The 17,352-nt window shown below is 44.8% G+C and carries 18 protein-coding genes; 15 read left to right on the plus strand and 3 right to left on the minus strand.

Annotated elements, in window-relative coordinates:
- The first annotated feature begins 3 nt into the window (after nucleotides 1–3).
- From IWT5_RS07285 to IWT5_RS07300, 4 genes are all read left to right on the plus strand, one after another.
- On the plus strand, nucleotides 4–303 hold the full coding sequence (locus IWT5_RS07285; protein ID WP_089109292.1) for a cupin domain-containing protein: 300 nt from the start codon (nucleotides 4–6) through the stop codon (nucleotides 301–303).
- A 16-nt stretch (nucleotides 304–319) separates the two neighbouring features.
- Nucleotides 320–652 carry a metal-sulfur cluster assembly factor gene (locus IWT5_RS07290; RefSeq protein ID WP_089109293.1) on the plus strand — a complete coding sequence of 111 codons (333 nt, stop codon included), beginning with the start codon at nucleotides 320–322 and terminating at the stop codon, nucleotides 650–652.
- A gap of 136 nt (nucleotides 653–788) precedes the next feature.
- Complete coding sequence (locus tag IWT5_RS07295; RefSeq protein WP_225360245.1) at nucleotides 789–1,025, plus strand: D-alanyl-lipoteichoic acid biosynthesis protein DltD; 237 nt, start codon at nucleotides 789–791, stop codon at nucleotides 1,023–1,025.
- On the plus strand, nucleotides 1,022–1,648 hold the full coding sequence (locus IWT5_RS07300) for a GNAT family N-acetyltransferase (RefSeq protein WP_089109295.1): 627 nt from the start codon (nucleotides 1,022–1,024) through the stop codon (nucleotides 1,646–1,648). The genes IWT5_RS07295 and IWT5_RS07300 overlap by 4 nt, the downstream gene beginning before the upstream one ends.
- 82 nt (nucleotides 1,649–1,730) lie before the next feature.
- On the opposite strand, the gene IWT5_RS07305 is transcribed toward IWT5_RS07300, so the two are convergent.
- Nucleotides 1,731–5,198 carry a DUF5776 domain-containing protein gene (locus tag IWT5_RS07305; RefSeq protein ID WP_089109296.1) on the minus strand — a complete coding sequence of 1,156 codons (3,468 nt, stop codon included), beginning with the start codon at nucleotides 5,196–5,198 and terminating at the stop codon, nucleotides 1,731–1,733.
- Nucleotides 5,199–5,393: 195 nt separating this feature from the next.
- Here IWT5_RS07305 and IWT5_RS07310 point away from each other — a divergent pair, with 195 nt between their 5' ends.
- Nucleotides 5,394–6,002 carry a sugar O-acetyltransferase gene (locus IWT5_RS07310; protein ID WP_089109297.1) on the plus strand — a complete coding sequence of 203 codons (609 nt, stop codon included), beginning with the start codon at nucleotides 5,394–5,396 and terminating at the stop codon, nucleotides 6,000–6,002.
- 65 nt (nucleotides 6,003–6,067) lie between these two features.
- Here IWT5_RS07310 and IWT5_RS07315 read toward each other — a convergent pair whose 3' ends face one another.
- Complete coding sequence (locus IWT5_RS07315; protein WP_089109298.1) at nucleotides 6,068–7,606, minus strand: multicopper oxidase family protein; 1,539 nt, start codon at nucleotides 7,604–7,606, stop codon at nucleotides 6,068–6,070.
- A gap of 99 nt (nucleotides 7,607–7,705) precedes the next feature.
- Here IWT5_RS07315 and IWT5_RS07320 point away from each other — a divergent pair, with 99 nt between their 5' ends.
- A complete protein-coding gene (locus tag IWT5_RS07320; RefSeq protein WP_143443089.1) occupies nucleotides 7,706–7,885 on the plus strand; it encodes a hypothetical protein in 180 nt (59 codons plus the stop codon).
- Nucleotides 7,886–7,962: 77 nt separating this feature from the next.
- Here IWT5_RS07320 and IWT5_RS07325 read toward each other — a convergent pair whose 3' ends face one another.
- The gene (locus tag IWT5_RS07325) at nucleotides 7,963–8,673 is read right to left on the minus strand and encodes an HAD family hydrolase (protein ID WP_159459306.1); all 711 of its coding nucleotides are present in this window, start codon (nucleotides 8,671–8,673) and stop codon (nucleotides 7,963–7,965) included.
- Between the two features lie 235 nt (nucleotides 8,674–8,908).
- Here IWT5_RS07325 and rpsB point away from each other — a divergent pair, with 235 nt between their 5' ends.
- The 9 genes from rpsB to IWT5_RS07370 all read left to right on the plus strand — a co-directional run bounded on the left by rpsB (nucleotide 8,909) and on the right by IWT5_RS07370 (nucleotide 17,341).
- The gene (rpsB, locus tag IWT5_RS07330) at nucleotides 8,909–9,667 is read left to right on the plus strand and encodes a 30S ribosomal protein S2 (protein WP_089109301.1); all 759 of its coding nucleotides are present in this window, start codon (nucleotides 8,909–8,911) and stop codon (nucleotides 9,665–9,667) included.
- Nucleotides 9,668–9,805: 138 nt separating this feature from the next.
- The gene (gene tsf / locus IWT5_RS07335; RefSeq protein WP_089109302.1) at nucleotides 9,806–10,687 is read left to right on the plus strand and encodes a translation elongation factor Ts; all 882 of its coding nucleotides are present in this window, start codon (nucleotides 9,806–9,808) and stop codon (nucleotides 10,685–10,687) included.
- A gap of 126 nt (nucleotides 10,688–10,813) precedes the next feature.
- Nucleotides 10,814–11,536 carry a UMP kinase gene (pyrH, locus tag IWT5_RS07340; RefSeq protein ID WP_089109303.1) on the plus strand — a complete coding sequence of 241 codons (723 nt, stop codon included), beginning with the start codon at nucleotides 10,814–10,816 and terminating at the stop codon, nucleotides 11,534–11,536.
- Nucleotides 11,537–11,574: 38 nt separating this feature from the next.
- Nucleotides 11,575–12,096 (plus strand): ribosome recycling factor, encoded by a 522-nt coding sequence (frr, locus tag IWT5_RS07345; protein WP_439959091.1) that lies wholly within the window; start codon nucleotides 11,575–11,577, stop codon nucleotides 12,094–12,096.
- A gap of 27 nt (nucleotides 12,097–12,123) precedes the next feature.
- Nucleotides 12,124–12,534, plus strand: coding sequence for a hypothetical protein (locus IWT5_RS07350; RefSeq protein ID WP_089109305.1), 411 nt, complete (start codon nucleotides 12,124–12,126; stop codon nucleotides 12,532–12,534).
- A gap of 105 nt (nucleotides 12,535–12,639) precedes the next feature.
- Nucleotides 12,640–13,416 carry an undecaprenyl pyrophosphate synthase gene (gene uppS, locus IWT5_RS07355; protein ID WP_263849814.1) on the plus strand — a complete coding sequence of 259 codons (777 nt, stop codon included), beginning with the start codon at nucleotides 12,640–12,642 and terminating at the stop codon, nucleotides 13,414–13,416.
- Nucleotides 13,417–13,438: 22 nt separating this feature from the next.
- Nucleotides 13,439–14,227 carry a phosphatidate cytidylyltransferase gene (locus IWT5_RS07360; RefSeq protein ID WP_089109306.1) on the plus strand — a complete coding sequence of 263 codons (789 nt, stop codon included), beginning with the start codon at nucleotides 13,439–13,441 and terminating at the stop codon, nucleotides 14,225–14,227.
- Between the two features lie 46 nt (nucleotides 14,228–14,273).
- Complete coding sequence (gene rseP / locus IWT5_RS07365) at nucleotides 14,274–15,548, plus strand: RIP metalloprotease RseP (RefSeq protein WP_089109307.1); 1,275 nt, start codon at nucleotides 14,274–14,276, stop codon at nucleotides 15,546–15,548.
- Between the two features lie 50 nt (nucleotides 15,549–15,598).
- The gene (locus tag IWT5_RS07370; protein ID WP_089109308.1) at nucleotides 15,599–17,341 is read left to right on the plus strand and encodes a proline--tRNA ligase; all 1,743 of its coding nucleotides are present in this window, start codon (nucleotides 15,599–15,601) and stop codon (nucleotides 17,339–17,341) included.
- Nucleotides 17,342–17,352 lie beyond the last annotated feature (11 nt).

Consider the following 17,352-nt stretch of genomic DNA (forward strand, 5'->3'; position numbering starts at 1 on the left):
GTTATGAAGGTATTAACACCAGATACAACAGTTTCAGAAGGACCAGATCGGATGCTGTCTGAACACCATTTGTCGATTGTCAGATTGGTTTTGCCAAAGGGGAAGACCATTAAACGTCATCGGTCAATGATGACCGTCACGGTGGTTGCTATCAAGGGATCGATTCAGTTCCACACGGATGATGAGGTTACCACACTGGTTCCGGGAAAGGCTGTTGTTATGCAACCCGGTGAATTCCATTGGTTGGAAGCACCCGATGAAGCCGGCGAAGTCATGGTTGTCCATGGCGTGCTCGCACAGTAATGAGGAGGTAAACGCAATGGCTGAAGAAGTTGGCGCAGAATTTTCACCCATCGAAAACAAAGTGATGACCTCACTGGAAGACGTGATTGACCCAGAACTTGGTATCGACATGGTCAACCTGGGGCTGATCTATGATGTTAACGTTGATGATAAGGGACAGTGCGTAATCACCATGACGCTGACCACCATGGGCTGCCCGTTAGGCAACCTGCTGGCTGATCAGATCAACGACGCGGTGCTGTCAGTGGACGGTGTCACCGCCTGCGACATCAACCTCGTGTGGGAGCCCGCTTGGGACATGAACCGGATGAGCCGGTTCGCCAAGGTGGCTTTGGGGATTCATGGATAAAGTTAAATATTAAACGCAGGTAATCGACATTGACTGCCTAAATAAAAATAACAGGAAACATAAAAGAAGCTTGATACTGCCGCGTTAGCAGACAGTATCAAGCTTCTTTTTGGCTTCAAAAGGTTTTAATTGGTCGTTGTCACTCCAGAGATTTAATCATGTTCTGGATCTAACCCAAGCTGGCAACGTGAACTACTTTATGCAGGATACGATTCATTTGGGTCGGCGCGGCTGGCTGGCAATTGATCAAGTTGTGCGGCCATTTTTAGCGCAGCGGCAACCAGCACCGCACTATCGGCTGAACGATGCCTACTTTGCCAAAAAATGGCAGCAACAGGTTGTGAAGCGAACGGTATTAAGGAGGGAAACATGATTCGGAAGCTGACAATGAGACCGTTAGGAAGACGTGATATTGCTAAGCTAGTGACGATTGTCGAACGCGTTTGGGATTTCAGTGGCGACCATGATATTAAGGGAAATCATCGGTTAGCCAATGTCTTTTTGAAAGCTTGTTTGGTTCGTCAAAATGATGCAAAAGTTGCCTTATGGAAGGATGAAGTTGTTGGTGTCACCTTGACTGAGACGAAGTACTTAAAGAAGCGGCGAGTCAGTGATCATTTGAGATTGGAATTAGCAAAGCTGCCGTTATTGTTGAATGCTGAAGGCCGGCAAAGCTTGAAATTACTGAATAAAACAAAACAGATTGACCAAAAGCTGTTAACCAGTCTCAATAAGGGCGAATATTTAGGCGAAATCGTCTTACTAGTCGTTGATCCAGCTTATCAAAATCTAGGAATTGGTCAGCAGCTGCTAGGAACAGTCGCCAATCACTGGAAGCAGGTTCCCGTGTCACATTATTATCTGGTTGCAGATACAGCTAGTAACTATCAGTTTTATAATTTGATAGGATTGCTGCAGCGGCGAAAACTTCAGATTGAATTTGATCATCAATTTAAGCTAACCTTTTTCTTGTATACGGGTGAATTGAACAATTAAATAGGTAGCGTTTCTTTTAAATCGAATAAACCTCATCCCGATATTTTTGTCAGGATGAGGTTTATTTGGCTTTTTCAACGCTTTAGTAATCACTTTTGACTAACTGACTATAGGCCGTAATGTAGCCATTACCAATTTGATAGCGTTTCAATGATTTAACGTGGTAGTCATAGCCGTTACTGTAGTCCCAATTGAGGATGGTAAAGGACTTGGGTGTGACTCGTTTGAAGTGCTCTAATCGAGTGGTTAAGTTCACATCACCATAACGATTTAGCGCCAGCAGCTTGGTGGTCGTCTTCGGTTGAGCAATGGTACCCATTTTGACGAGGACCTTGCTGGCAGTCACAATTTGGCCGTTAGTGAGGATAAAGCGGGTAGCGGTTCGGTCTTTAATGATGTTGGCGACTTTCAGCACCGTTCCTTGGCGGTAATGGGTTAGCTTGCCAGTTAAGTCGGCGTTGGCATAAGCGTTAATTCCCTTGGGGTTAATAACGGTAATGGTTTTAGGCACGATGTGGTAGTAGGCGCTGCGCACAGATTCTGGATCCGCAGTCAAATAGCCAATGAGCCCGTAAGTGTCACTCTTGGAATTAATGTCTCGAACCAGATAACGAAGCCGGTTTTGACGATCACGAGCCGTGCCAATCACCATGAAACGGGGACGATAAATTCGCGGTTTCTTCACGTAAGTCATCAGGATGTTGTCATCAGTGAAGTTGACGCTGGTGTGCAGACTAACTTGTTTTAAAGCGTAGATCACTTTTGCCGATACCGATTCGGGGGCGTTTTCGCCCGGTTTTTCCTCTGGTGGAGTTACTTCCGGCGTTACCGGTGGGATAACATTGGTGCTATTGGCCGTATAGACTAGGTTAATCCCATCGTGAATGGTATCGTAGGTTGCATTGGCGGGAATCGGCTGGTGATTGGCAGTCTCGATATAACTAAAGGTATAGTTTGGAATGTTAATTTGCAGATTGGCTGCGAAACCTGCCGGTAATGGCGCGTTGACGACACCTTGAATCTGGGCAGATTGCAGTTTTTGACCCAAATTATCCACGTAATTAACCGGAATTTGTAGTGTGTTACCGGTATAAACCAGTTTCAAGCCTGCTTGCAGATCCGTCAGGGGAACCGTATTTGTGACAGGCGTCCCATCGCTTAGTTCGTAGTGGTCAAAAGTATAATTTGCAATGGGCAACTGTGCCGTTGTGCTGGTTGGCGAAACCGAATCGATAGCGGTACCAGTGAAGATTGTGGTGGGATTGATCACGTGGCTAAGGTTATCCACGTAGCTGACTGGGATGGTCATTTGATTAGGCGCATACACGATTCGGAGCAGGTGGTCGACGGATAAGTAAGGCAAGGACGTTGTCGCCGAGTCAATGGCTGTCACAGTGCCATCACTTGCCACAATTTCTGCACCTTTATAATGAAAGTTTTGAATGTCAGTGGCCTGGTCATTAATGGCCAAATTGGTGGTCAGTGACTGTGCAACTTGATTGTCTGGTACTAGTGATGTGAACTGACCGTCAGACTGGTAATAACCGTGTTGAACGGTGAGTTGACTTGGTGCAAACAGCACCGTGAGACTTTGCGGGTCAGTGCTATAGTTTCCGGTTACTGGCGCTGCTTTAGCCAGTCCATTATTGGCCAGGTAATCTGAGTAATTGCCCGTACCGTCCAGAACGATATAGTTACTGCCATATTTGTCGATCAGCCATTCTAATGGGTAAGTCGTGTTGCGGTCAGTCGAAATATCGAACGGGTTGCTAATTGGACCACTTAATGGTGTCGAAGTGGCAATTTCTTCTTGCTGGCCATTGGGCATTAAGTTTTCGTAATTGACTTTTGTCGTGCCATATTCATCGTTAATAATGTAGGGAATCGATACCCATATATCGAAGGCTGACGGATCTTTTGGATAGCCGTCCTCCCAAAAAACGTACCCCGCTGAAAGCCAGCCAACATCACCAGCCGGGGGCGTCTTTAAGTTATAGAACACAATGGTTTGATCGTCTTCGCTGACTGCATCAGCTGTACTTGGCTTATACATCTCCTGGGTTTCTGGATAGTCAGTACTAAAGTCGGAGCCGTCAGAAGGATACATGTGAACTAATGAGCCATCGTATTCTTTGACGTTGTAACTCACTTCCACGCTGGTAGTTCCAGGTTTAAGCACTAGCAATGGCATGCTAATACTATTGTAGCGTGCGCTGCCGATTCGATTGTCGTTAATGTCGGGAGGCGTCTGCTGTCCTATCCAGGTAATCGCAAAGCCGCTGATATCACTAATTTGATTAAAACTGAGCTCAATGTTCGTTAAGTTTTTATTAGTCTTTAAAGCCGACACATCTTGGATCGAAGTGTATAAGAAACGAACGCTAGTTAAACTGGGTATTTTTGCTAGCGAACTGATATCCCACAACCTACTTTGGGTGTAGTCAGAGAGCGTCGTATTGAGCGTAAAATTAATGGTGTTCAAGTTTTGAGCGTATTGAAGACCCTCCAAAGATTGGGTTTGCTGTAATGCCGTAAAAATCGGTGTCGCTACTGGACCGGTCGAAGTAGGAGAAGTCGTTTGCTGAGAAGCCTGGGTGATGGTGAAATTAGTCAGCGTGTTGAGGTCTGACTTGGAGAATGAATTTCTGAAGCCGGCCCACGTGGAAAATTGAGTCTGGTATTCGGTCAGCCAAAGTAAATACTGAAACCAAATGTCCGGCATCCATTCATCGATATAGTTGTTGCTGGTCTTAGGATCGGTACCCACTGCATTTGTTGGAATAGAGGCAGCATAGACACTGCCTAGCCAAGTACCGGGCTTGATTGAAACATTCGCTAACCCGGTGTGATAATTGGCCAATTGATAAGTCGTATTAATAGGCCCATTAAGCGTATAGTAATATTCATCCGTAGCTTTAATAGCATCCTTACCGGTCGTGGGAATCGGCACGTTCAGCCTGATACTGCCGACCGGTTTAACGCCCAGGGCATCTGGGGCAACCTGCGTGGTGTTTTCCGGATCTGGGGTGATGGTTGTAATGTTAGTTGCAGGCACACTGGTTTGAGAGCCAGTCTGATTGTCATCAGTCTGACCCGTATCCGGTACTGCTGATGAGCCGTCGTTTCCCGGCAGTGTTCCGCCTGGAGGTGTGAGGGTGACGCTGGCGGTTGAAGTACCTCCGGAAGAGTCCGTTGATCCAGGATCATCGGCGTTGCTGGTGGTGACAACTGGTTCGACTGCCGCAATCTTAGTTGCTGTACTTTCATTAGAAAATGAGGAATCAGCTACCACACGCACGTTATTGAATCCATCAGTATTCTGTTCTGTACTACTCGGTTGAGTCGTGGCGGATGTTCGTAAAACTGTACTAGGCGCTGGTTGATCAACTGAACTGACGGTGCCAGACGAAGGCGTTGAATCCTCTGAAGTTGAGGCCTTCACAACGGTTGTGGTATGCCCCCAAAGGAGCCCAGCTGAGACTAAGGCGATGACGTAAAAGTAATGGCCGGGAAACCTTTTGAATGAATGGTTCAAATGATAGTTTGTCATACTAATCAATCCTTTCTCTCATAAATCAAACAATCTCTCAATGCAAGGACATAATAGCACGTTAGCTTGACTTTGACATGTAATTGGTTTGCTAATTTAAAGTGTCTAATCAAGTTTAAGAACCGCGTAATCAAGGTAAGTAAAACGCTTTCAATTTTGCTATAATGAAGGTATTGGATATGAGGAGGATGCAGTATGACCACTGACATGCATAACGGTAACTTATATTTACCCATGGATCAATCAATTCTTCAAGAACAGGAAGCCGCTCAAGAATTACAATATGACTATAATCAAACGCGGCCGGGGGATCACGACAAGCGGGCTGAGCTGCTAAGTCAAATGTTTGCGGAAATCGGTGAAGAGACCTACATCGAACCGCCGCTGCATGCTAATTGGGCGGGTCATTTCATGCACTTCGGCAGCCAAATTTTCGCTAACTATAATTTAACGGCTGTGGATGATACTCACATCTACGTGGGCGACCACACTATGTTTGGCCCTAACGTGATTTTAGCTGCCGGCACCCATCCGGTTTTATTCGAACTGCGGGAAAAGGAATACCAGTATAATTTACCAATTAAGATCGGCCGTAATTGCTGGCTAGGTGCCGGTGCTATTGTCCTTCCCGGAGTGACAATCGGCGACAATACGGTGATTGGCGCGGGCAGCGTGGTAACCAAGAACGTGCCCGCAAACGTCGTGGCAGTGGGCAATCCCTGCCGGGTCATGCGTGCAATCAACGCCCGTGACCACGAATATTACGATCGCCAGCGCAAAATCATTTGGTCGAAAATTCAATAAATGGCTATAAAAAAACCTCTCAATCATCTGACTGAGAGGTTTTAGTTTAACCATGTATTGTTTGGTTACATCTTCATACCCATCTTGGCGTAGGAATCCATACCGGCCATCCATAAGTCTTTGGGATCAATGCCGCGTTCTTTTGCGAAGGCGTTCATCAAGGTATCCATGTCCATCAATTTATATTTTGGCATTGGCTTATCGGGTTCGTAGGTTTGAATTTGCGCCATCATGCCGCCATCTTCGTGTTCAATGATGTGGCAGTGGTACATGTAAACGCCAGGCAGGTCGAAACGGACCAGGATGCGGACCGTTTCACCGGGGTTGACACCAACCGTGTCCTTATAGCCATGTTCGTTTGGATAAGGTGCGTGGCCGTTACGAGAAATTACGAGAAATTCAGTTCCGTGAACGTGGAAGGGGTGAACCATGCCGGAATCCATGTCATTAGAGTTGGTAATGTCCCAGTACTGGCTTTCACCGATTGGCTGGGTGGCATCGATGCGTTGCATGCTGAACTTCTTGTTGTCCATCATGACACTTTCGTCCATGCCGCTCATCACAATTTTACGAACGGGTGTTTTTGGATCAACTTCAGGTTTGTTGATCGTGAAGAGATGGTCTGGCAACGTGGTGTTATCAGGTGCAAACTGGTGAATCTTGAACTTGACGATTGGCACGTCATCGCTGAACAGTGTAACGGTTTGACCGTCATGGTAACCTGCAAAGTCCACTACGATCTCAGCCCGTTCAGCACAAGTGAGCATCAAGTGGTCCATGTAAACGGGTTCTGGCAGCAGACTGGAATCACCGCCGATTTGAGCAAATTTAAGGTCGTCTGAAAAGTGCAGCCGCCATTCACGCCGGTTAGCACCGTCCAAAATCCGCAGGCGTAGTTTCTGCGTCGTCACGTCAAAGACGGGGTTGACGGTGCCGTTGATGAGAGCGGTTGGCCCTTGCACGCCGTCTGGATCGTAATCGGCATGATAGTCCAACTGGTTGCCTTCGTGGAAACGGCGGTCTTGCAGTACCAGCGGAATATCATCTACACCGTAGTTGTGTGGAATTGGCAGGCTCTTGATGTGGTCGTCGGTAACTAGCACCATGGTTGCCAAGCCGTGCCAAACCTGTTCAGCCGTTGATGGGCACGGATGAGCGTGCAGCCAAGTGGTTGCAGCGGGTTGGTTTAAGGTGAAGTCAATGTGCTTGGTTTCACCCGGATATACGGGTGCATGACAGCCACCGTCGACATAGGGACCGGAAACGATCAGGCCATGCCAATGGAAGGTGGTGAGTTCCGGTAAATGATTTTCCAAAGCAACGTGGATATGCTTACCAACGGGGTAAACAATGGTTTGACCAAGAATGCTGGCATTGTAGCCCCAGGTCTTGGTCTTTTCACCAGGAAGAATGGGTGTTTCACCCGCTTGAGCAGTTACGGTGTACCAAATATCAGTATCGGTTTCTTTATCTGGTTTTAATAGTGCTGGAATCGCCAGTGGCTTTTCCGGCGCATCGGCAACCTCCAGCGGAACGTAACCTCCGTCGTGAGTATTGAAAGCAGGTTCATCAAAAAAGTAATTATGATAGATTTTTTCACTCATTAGCTTGTTCTCCTCTCGTGTTCGCCTCTATTATACCGCTGATTTACAAAATGTTACTATTTTTGAGGGACACCTAAATGATTTGTACTATAATGATAATTGAAAAGAGATGATGATATGGGGAGCATGTCTAAGCCGTTTTTGTGGTTATTATTAACGTTGAACGTGATTTTAATTGGTTTGCTGCTCAGTATGAATAACATGGCAGCGATGTGGCTGATGGCAATCATCATGCTGCTTGACGCCGTTGGGTCCTTAGTGGCAGTATACCGACGATGAAATGATTTTCAGGTCAAGCAAAAAGCAGCTCACCAAATCAACAATGATTTGATGAGCTGCTTTTTTGATCCAATGCGTTAATAATTCGTTACGGACATGGCTTGTAAAAGCTCTGCCAGTTCGGTAGGTGATTCAACTGTTTGATCAGGAATGAAATCTGACTTGGGCATATCAAGGTGCCGGTGGTTAAACCAGAACGCGTGCCAGCCAGCCTGCTTAGCGCCGACCATATCCTTTTCAAAGTTATCACCAATATACACAATTTCGTTGGCTTGAACGTTCAGATGGCGATTGAAGTGGGTAAAGATTCTTGGATCAGGTTTTCTTAAACCCACTTCATCAGAAATAATGATGTTTTCGTCTTTGACCCAGCGTTGCAGATCAAGACGGGACAGTTTTTCAGACTGAGTGTTACTTTCACCGTTAGTAATGACCCCTAGTTCATAGTGGCTTTTTAATGACGGTAATTGTGCCTGAATATCTGAAAACAAACTGATTTTTTCTGCTTCTAAGCGATAACGATCGCAAAAAGCAAGCCAAACCGAATTCGTTAAAGTTGGTAAGTCATGTTGTGTCAGGACGTCATTAAGACAGCTGAAAACATGATTCATAGTTAATGTTTCAAGTTTTGCGACGCGGTCATTCATGTGTTTAAAAACCTTGAAAAGGTCCGTTAGCACGTGACCGGAAACCGCGGGGTCGTTCCAGACTGAAAATAGTGCTTGCTGGAATGGTCGTTGTTGATCATATAGTGTATCGTCAAGATCAAAAACGATTGCTTTGAGCATAATTGGTTCCTCCTCGAAGTTCTGCGAGAAGTAGTGTAACATGAATGTAACATTAATTTCAAATTTTTTTTATTTTCAGGTTGCTAAGGGTTGATATGAACTGCTAAAACAGGTATACTAGTTTTCGGCTGATTGCCACAATTCACACCTTGAGCGATATATTAAGCAGTGCTCGCATGAGTTCTTGATATAAAGGACCTCAGGGGAGGAAAAAAACTTTGATGGAGGCTATTTCATGGCTGTTATTACAATGAAACAATTACTTGAAGCAGGTGTCCACTTCGGTCACCAAACTCGTCGCTGGAACCCAAAGATGAAGGAATATATCTTCACCGAACGTAACGGGATCTACATTATCGACTTACAAAAGACGGTTAAGTTGATCGACACCGCCTACAACTTCGTTAAGGATGAAGCATCTAAAGGTGCTGTAGTGCTTTTCGTTGGTACTAAGAAGCAAGCCCAAGATTCTATTGAAGAAGAAGCTACCCGCGCTGGTCAATTTTACGTTAACCACCGTTGGTTGGGTGGAACTTTAACCAACTGGAACACCATTCAAACTCGTATCAAGCGTTTGAAGGATCTTAAGAAGATGGCTGAAGACGGTACTTTCGATCGTCTGCCAAAGAAGGAAGTTTCTTTACTGAAGAAGCAAACTGACAAGTTGGAACGTTTCTTAGGCGGTATCGAAGATATGCCTAAGTTACCTGACGTTATGTTTGTTGTTGATCCTCGTAAGGAACAGATCGCCGTTAAGGAAGCTCAAAAGTTGAACATTCCAATCGTCGCTATGGTTGATACTAACACCGACCCAGACGATGTTGACGTTATCATTCCTTCTAACGATGACGCTATCCGTGCCGTTCGCTTGATTACAAGCAAGATGGCCGATGCCGTTATTGAAGGCCGTCAAGGCGAAGACGAGGCTGAAGCTGCTAAAGCAGAAGCTAAAGCCGCTGACAGCAAAGACGCTTCAGAAAACGCTGCTGAATAGTTTATAGAATTCGTTTAAAACCATCAGTGCTTAGGCTGGCTTGAAAATGTGGACCCGCGAGGCCTGATTATTTTCAGGCCAGCCTTTTGTGTTGGTGTTAAGTGACTCACTGCTATTAAATATTAAGGAGGCCATATAATGGCAAGCATTACTGCAAAAATGGTTAAAGAACTTCGTGATAAGACTAGCGTTGGTATGATGGACGCAAAGAAAGCGCTCGTTGCTACCGAAGGTGACATGGACAAAGCGGTTGATTTCCTGCGTGAAAAGGGAATCGCTAAAGCTGAAAAGAAGAGTGGCAACGTTGCTGCTAACGGTTTAGCTCACATTACTGAAAACGGAAATGTCGCTGCAATCACTGAAGTTAACTCTGAAACTGACTTTGTTGCTTCAAACGATCGTTTTAAGAACTTAGTTCAAACGATTACTGATTTGATTGCTGCTAACAAGCCAGCTGATATGGATGCTGCTATGGCATTAAAGAACGACGCTGGTCAAACCATTAAAGAAATGATCATCGAACAAACTCAAGTCACTTCAGAACACACAACGCTTCGTCGTTTCCAAGTCGTTGAAAAGAACGATAACGAAGTCTTTGGTGCTTACCTGCATAATGGTGGCCAAATCGCTGCTTTAGTTGTCCTTGAAGGTGCCGATGCCAGTGTTGCTAAGAACGTTGCAATGCACGTTGCAGCCGTTAACCCAGAATTCGTTTCTCGTGACGATATTCCTGCAGAACGTTTAGATCACGAACGCGAAGTCTTGAAGAAGGAAGCCTTAAACGAAGGTAAGCCTGAAAAGATCGTTGAAAAGATGGTCGAAGGCCGTCTCCGGAAGTTCTTATCAGAAATCAGTCTTGCTGACCAAGAATTTGTGATGGATTCTGACCAAACGGTTAGCCAATACGTTGCCTCAAAGGGTGGCAAGTTGAAGAGCTTTGTACGTTACGAAGTCGGTGAAGGTATCGAAGTTGAAACTAAAAACTTTGAAGATGAAGTAAATAGTCAAATTAACGGCTAAAACTGACTTGAAAAGGGGATGTACGTGTTGCGTACATCTTTTTTTATGCCCTAAAACGGGGATACGACTGTTGGTCGATACCGGATTATGATAGAATAACTTGAGGAAACTAATAGGAGGCTCATGATGACCGATTTAAAATATAAACGCATCGTTTTGAAGCTGAGCGGTGAAGCTTTGGCAGGCGATCAAGGTTTTGGTATTCACCCGCCAGTCATTAAGACAGTAGCAAAAGAAGTTAAGGAAGTTTATGACTTAGGACTTCAGATTGGGATTGTCGTTGGTGGCGGTAACATGTGGCGAGGCGAATCTGGTGCTCAGATGGGCATGGAACGCGCACAGGCTGATTATATTGGCATGTTAGCAACCATTATGAATGGTCTTGCTCTTCAAGATAACCTCGAGGACATCGGCGTGCCGACCCGGGTTCAAACGTCGATTGAAATGCGGGCGATTGCTGAGCCTTACATTCGTCGAAAAGCCATTCGTCATTTGGAGAAAGACCGGGTCGTTATTTTTGCCGGTGGTACTGGCAGCCCATATTTCTCAACTGATACAACGGCCGCATTACGAGCAGCTGAAATCAGCGCGGATGCGATCTTAATGGCCAAGAACGGTGTTGATGGTGTCTATTCTGCTGATCCTAACGTTGATCACAACGCCGTTAAGTTCGATCATTTGACCCACATGGATATTATTAACAAGGGCTTACACGTGATGGATTCAACAGCCAGCACTTTATCAATGGATAATGATATTCCGTTGGTCGTCTTTAACTTAAATCATCCAGGTAATATTAAAAAAGTTGTTCTTGGTGAAAACATCGGGACGACTGTAAGGGGGAAATAGTATTGGCAAACCCAATTATTAATGAAGCAAAAGATAAAATGAAAAAAGCTGAAGAGGTGTTAGGCCGTGAGTTTGGTACGATTCGTGCCGGTCGGGCTAATGCAAGTCTCTTAAGCCGGGTAACGGTTCAATATTACGGTGTTGAAACACCCATTAACCAAGTGGCTGCAATCACTGTTCCAGAACCACGGGTAATCTTGGTCACACCGTTTGACAAGTCTTCTTTGGAAGATGTTGAAAAGGGTATTTTGGAATCTGATTTAGGGATCACACCAGCTAATGACGGTTCTGCTCTGCGGTTAGTTGTTCCTCAACTGACTGAAGAACGGCGTAAAGAACTTGCTAAGCAGGTTCGGGCAGTTGCTGAACAAGGTAAAGTTGCTGTTCGTAACGTCCGTCGCGAAGCAATGGACGCATTGAAAAAAGGTCACAAGAACGGTGATTTTACTGATGATGACGTTCATGATCTGGAAAAACAAGTTCAAAACGTGACTGATGATGCTGTTAAGCAAATTGATAAATTGACTGAGGATAAAGAACAAGAAATTATCTCAGGCTAGTCTTGATGGAACGAAAGGAAATTAGACATGGCAAACGATGACGAAACAGTTGAAATCACACCTGGCACACCTCAATTTGCCAAAATGGTTTTTAAACTAAATGATGCTGTTACTGATGAAAACTTAGCGGTTTTAAACTATAACGGTAACGAACTGACTCAAATTGACGAAGGTGTTTATGCACAACCTGCCTTTGTAAAGGATGACTTTAATTTATTCTTCGTAATCACCCAGTTGATCGAGGAAGATTGGATCGTTGCATTTTCAAAGGCAACCATCGAAAACGATTCTGAAATTACGGACCTAAGTGAACCCATTCCAACGGGTGAAGGCTTGAATATGCTTGGTGAAGTAAGCCCAGATGATGCTAATAATTTACTTCAGTATTTTAATACGTTATCTGACGCTAATCGCGGTGAATGGCGTTTGCTTCAGTAGCTTATTTAGATTCTGTTAAATAATCGCTTTAAACAGAGTTGGGATAGTCGACAACTCTGTTTTTTGGTATGATTATGGTTTGAAAGCTAATTTGGAGGTGCCACTGTGTTTTCTTGGCTCAATAATAAGAATCAGTCAGAGATGCCTGAAAAAATAGAACTGGATCCTAACAATATTCCGGCCCACGTTGCCATTATTATGGATGGCAATGGCCGCTGGGCGCAAAAACGTCATTTACCAAGGGTCGCTGGTCACAAGCAGGGAATGAACACGGTTAAGACAATCACTAAAGCTGCTAGTGATCTCGGCATTAAAGTGCTGACGCTTTACGCGTTTTCAACGGAGAACTGGAAACGGCCAACTGATGAAGTCAATTACCTCATGAAATTGCCGGTAGATTTCTTTGACACGTTTGTGCCCGAATTAATTAGTCATAACGTGCGCGTCAACGTCATGGGTTATACGGATCAACTCCCGCAAAAAACGCAAGCGGCCGTAGCTGCTGCGATTGAAGACACGAAAGACTGCGATGGGATGATTTTAAACTTTGCGCTGAATTATGGCAGTCGTGCTGAAATTACGACGGCGGTACAAGAAATCGCCCAGTCGGTCCAACAGGGTGAGTTGAAACCAGAAGACATTTCACCAGAAATGATCAGTCAGCATTTGATGACGGCAGGTCTCGGTCAATATCAAGATCCTGACGTGGTTATTAGAACCTCCGGTGAGGAACGGATCTCTAACTTCTTATTGTGGCAGATTGCCTATTCAGAGTTTGTTTTCATGGCACCGCACTGGCCTGATTTTACGGCTGAATCATTAACGCAAGCCGTTTATGAATATCAACATCGTAAACGCCGTTTTGGCGGCTTAACGAAATAGGATAGATGAAAAGGAGTTTATAATGAAACAAAGGGTTATTACGGCGGTGATCGCCTTAATCATCTTCATCCCGATTATTATTGCTGGAGGCGTTTGGGTCGATATTGCGGCTGCAGTTCTTGGTCTAATCGCACTTTCTGAAATATTGGTGATGAGGAAAAAACTGATCGTTTCATGGGAAGCTGTATTATCTGGCCTCATCGTGTTACTGATTGTATTACCCGATTTTTGGCATAGCATTTTGCCCGGCCATTTAGACTTGACCTTCGTGGTTTATAGCTTCATTGTGTTAATGTTAATGTACACCGTTTTTTCGAAGAACCGGTTTTCGTTCGATGATGCTGCTGTTTTGACGACGGGTGCAATCTATATTGGTTTCGGGTTTCACTACTTTATTGTTGCTGATGCAGCGAGTCTCACAACCATTTTCTTTGCGCTGTTTATTGTTTGGATCACCGATAGTGGCGCCTATATGATCGGTCGTAAATTAGGCCGGCATAAACTGGCACCGCACATCAGTCCTAATAAAACCTGGGAAGGTTCAATTGGTGGTACTGTGGCAGCAACCATTATCGTTGCCATCTACGTTTATTTTTACCCGCAGGGCGACTACAGCTGGTTAGTCACGGTATTATTTACAATCGTGCTTTCAATTATCGGTCAAATCGGTGATTTGGTGGAGTCAGCATTGAAACGTTATTATGGTGTTAAAGATTCTGGCCGAATTCTGCCAGGGCATGGTGGTATTCTAGACCGTTTTGATAGCCTGTTATTAGTCTTGCCAGCCTTGCATTTACTAGGCTTTATGTAAACAAACAAGCTTACAAACTTTGGTTATTACGAAAGGATCGACGTCTGTGATTACGACCATTATTACCTTCATTATTGTGTTTGGCCTGATTGTCTTTATTCACGAGTTTGGGCACTTTTACTTTGCCAAACGGGCAGGGATCCTTGTTCGTGAATTTTCAATCGGAATGGGTCCTAAGCTCTTTAATTACCGGACAACTGACACCACCTATACTATTCGGTTATTACCGGTCGGTGGTTACGTTCGAATGGCTGGGGCTGAGGATGATGAGGATGAATTAAAGCCGGGGACACCAGTTAGCCTTTACATTGGTGATAACGATCAGGTGACCCGGATCAATACCAGTAAAAAATCCACGTTATTTAACGGCGTACCCATGGCTGTTACGGCGACTGATTTAGAGGATGAACTCTGGATTGAAGGCTATGAGAACGGTGATGAGAGTGAGGTTAAACGGTATAACGTGGCTCACGATGCGACCATCATTGAAAACGATGGTACGGAAGTTCGAATTGCACCGCGGGACGTTCAATTTCAATCAGCTAGTTTGGGTCATCGGCTGATGACTAACTTTGCTGGGCCGATGAATAACTTTATTTTGGCCATTATTGTGTATACGATTTTGACGTTTGTTGCCGGTGGTGTGACCAATAATAGTAACCGAGTGAGTCCAACGACGACGGACGTCACAGTTGCCCGTTCCGCTGGAATCAAAAACGGGGATTACATTACTGCTGTGAACGGCAAAAAAGTCAACGACTGGAATCAAATTGCCGTTCAGATTCAAAACCGGGCACATAAGCAGACCAACTTTGAAATTAAACGCGGCAATCAAACGAAAACGATTAAGATGGTGCCAGCTGCGACTAAAGTTAACAAGAAAACCATTGGTGCCATTGGAATCACCCAGTATCGCAGCCATGATTTGGGCGCTATGCTGGTTTCCGGTTTTACCCAAACTTGGCAGATGACTGTCCGCTTAATGGTGGCCATTTGGTCCATGGTTTCCGGCCACTTCAGTTTGAATGATTTAGGGGGTCCCGTCGCTATTTTTGCCACCACTTCTACTGCAGCATCTGAGGGGATTCTTGGCGTTTTGAGTTTTCTGGCCTTTTTGTCTCTTAACTTGGGAATTGTCAATTTATTGCCAATTCCGGCGCTTGATGGTGGTAAAATATTACTTAACGTGATTGAAGGCGTTCGTCGCAAACCACTGTCAGAAAACGTTGAAACAGCTATCACCTTGGTTGGGGTGGTTTTCTTGGTTGTCTTAATGTTACTGGTCACGTGGAATGACATCGAACGTTACTTTATCAAATAGATCAAAATCAAATAGATCAAAAAAACGGTTAAAAAGGAGTTCAATTGAGTATGAAACAGTCAAAATTGCTGATTCCAACACTGAAAGAGGTGCCGAGTGGTGCTGAGGCCTTAAGTCATCAGATGATGCTTAGAGCTGGCTACATTCGACAGGTGACTGCGGGGATGTATGCTTATTTACCCCTGGCATTCCAAGTTCTGACCAATATTGAAAAAATTATTCGGGAGGAAATGGCAAAGATCGATGCTGTTGAAATGGTGGTTCCTACTGTTTTACCAGCTCAGCTCTGGAAGGATTCAGGCCGTTACGATACATACGGTCCGACACTGTTTAAGTTTAAAAATCGTCATGATACGGACTTCATTCTCGGACCGACTCATGAAGAAACTTTCACGACATTGATCCGTGACAGCATTAAGTCATATAAGCGTTTACCGTTGACTTTATACCAAATTCAGGCAAAGTATCGTGATGAAGAACGTCCCCGTTACGGTTTATTGCGTGGCCGTGAATTCATTATGAAGGATGCTTATTCATTTTCAACGAATTATGATGATCTGGATACGGTTTATCGTCAAATGGAAGGGGCTTACAAGCGTGTCTTTGACCGGATCGGTTTGAAATACCGGACGATTATTGGTGACGCTGGTGCCATGGGCGGTAAGGATTCTAAGGAATTTTCTGCCATTGCCCCAATTGGTGAAGACACGATCGTTTACGTTGATGAATCTGATTACGCTGCCAATATTGAAATGGCAACGAACCTCTATACGCCTAAGAAATCTCATGCCGCACAAAAGGACCTTGAAAAAGTGGCAACGGGCGATGCGAAAACCATTGACGATGTTGCTGCGAAACTGGACGTTAGCGCGGATAATTTGATCAAGAGCATGCTTTACATTGCCGACGAAAAGCCCGTGTTGGCTTTACTTCGTGGTGATGATGAACTGAATGAAGTCAAACTTAAGAACTTCTTACACGCTGATTTCTTAGCACCAGCAACTAATGAAGACGCTGAAAAGTATCTCGGTGCCTCATTCGGTGCTCTTGGCCCAGTGGGTGTTGGTGAAGAGGTCACGATCGTTGCCGACCGTTACGTTCAAGATATGGTTAACGCCGTGGTTGGTGCCGATGAAGATGGTTACCACTACGTCAATGCCAACGTTGAACGAGATTTCCGCGTGGATAAATTTACCGATATTAGAACCGTTAAGGAAGGCGATATTTCGCCGGATGGTGCTGGCAAGTTGAAGTTTACCCGCGGGATTGAAATCGGTCATATTTTCAAGCTGGGCACCCGTTATTCAGAAGCTCTGGATGCGAAAGTCCTAGATGAAAATGGCCGTTCAGTGCCAGTTATCATGGGCTCATACGGTATCGGTGTCAGCCGGTTGCTGTCAGCAATTAGCGAACAGCAATCAGACGAAAACGGGCTAGTATGGCCACGTTCAATTGCACCATACGATTTACACGTTATTCCCGTGAACATGAAAAATGACGACCAGGTCACACTTGCTAACCAGTTAACGGACAGTTTAACTGAAGCTGGTTACCGTGTTTTGATCGATGATCGTAAAGAACGGGCTGGGGTTAAATTTGCCGATTCTGATTTGATTGGCTTGCCAATTCGAATCACCGTTGGTAAAAAGGCCAGTGACGGTATCGTTGAAATTAAAATTCGTAAAACCGGCGAAACGTTGGAAGTTAAGGCTGATGAAGTCAGCAATACAGTTGCAATTCTGTTAAAAGAAACCGAAGTTGAACCAGAAGATTCAGCTTCAACTAACGATTAAAATTTTGTGTT

Source organism: Secundilactobacillus mixtipabuli, assembly GCF_002217925.1.
Classification (GTDB): domain Bacteria; phylum Bacillota; class Bacilli; order Lactobacillales; family Lactobacillaceae; genus Secundilactobacillus; species Secundilactobacillus mixtipabuli.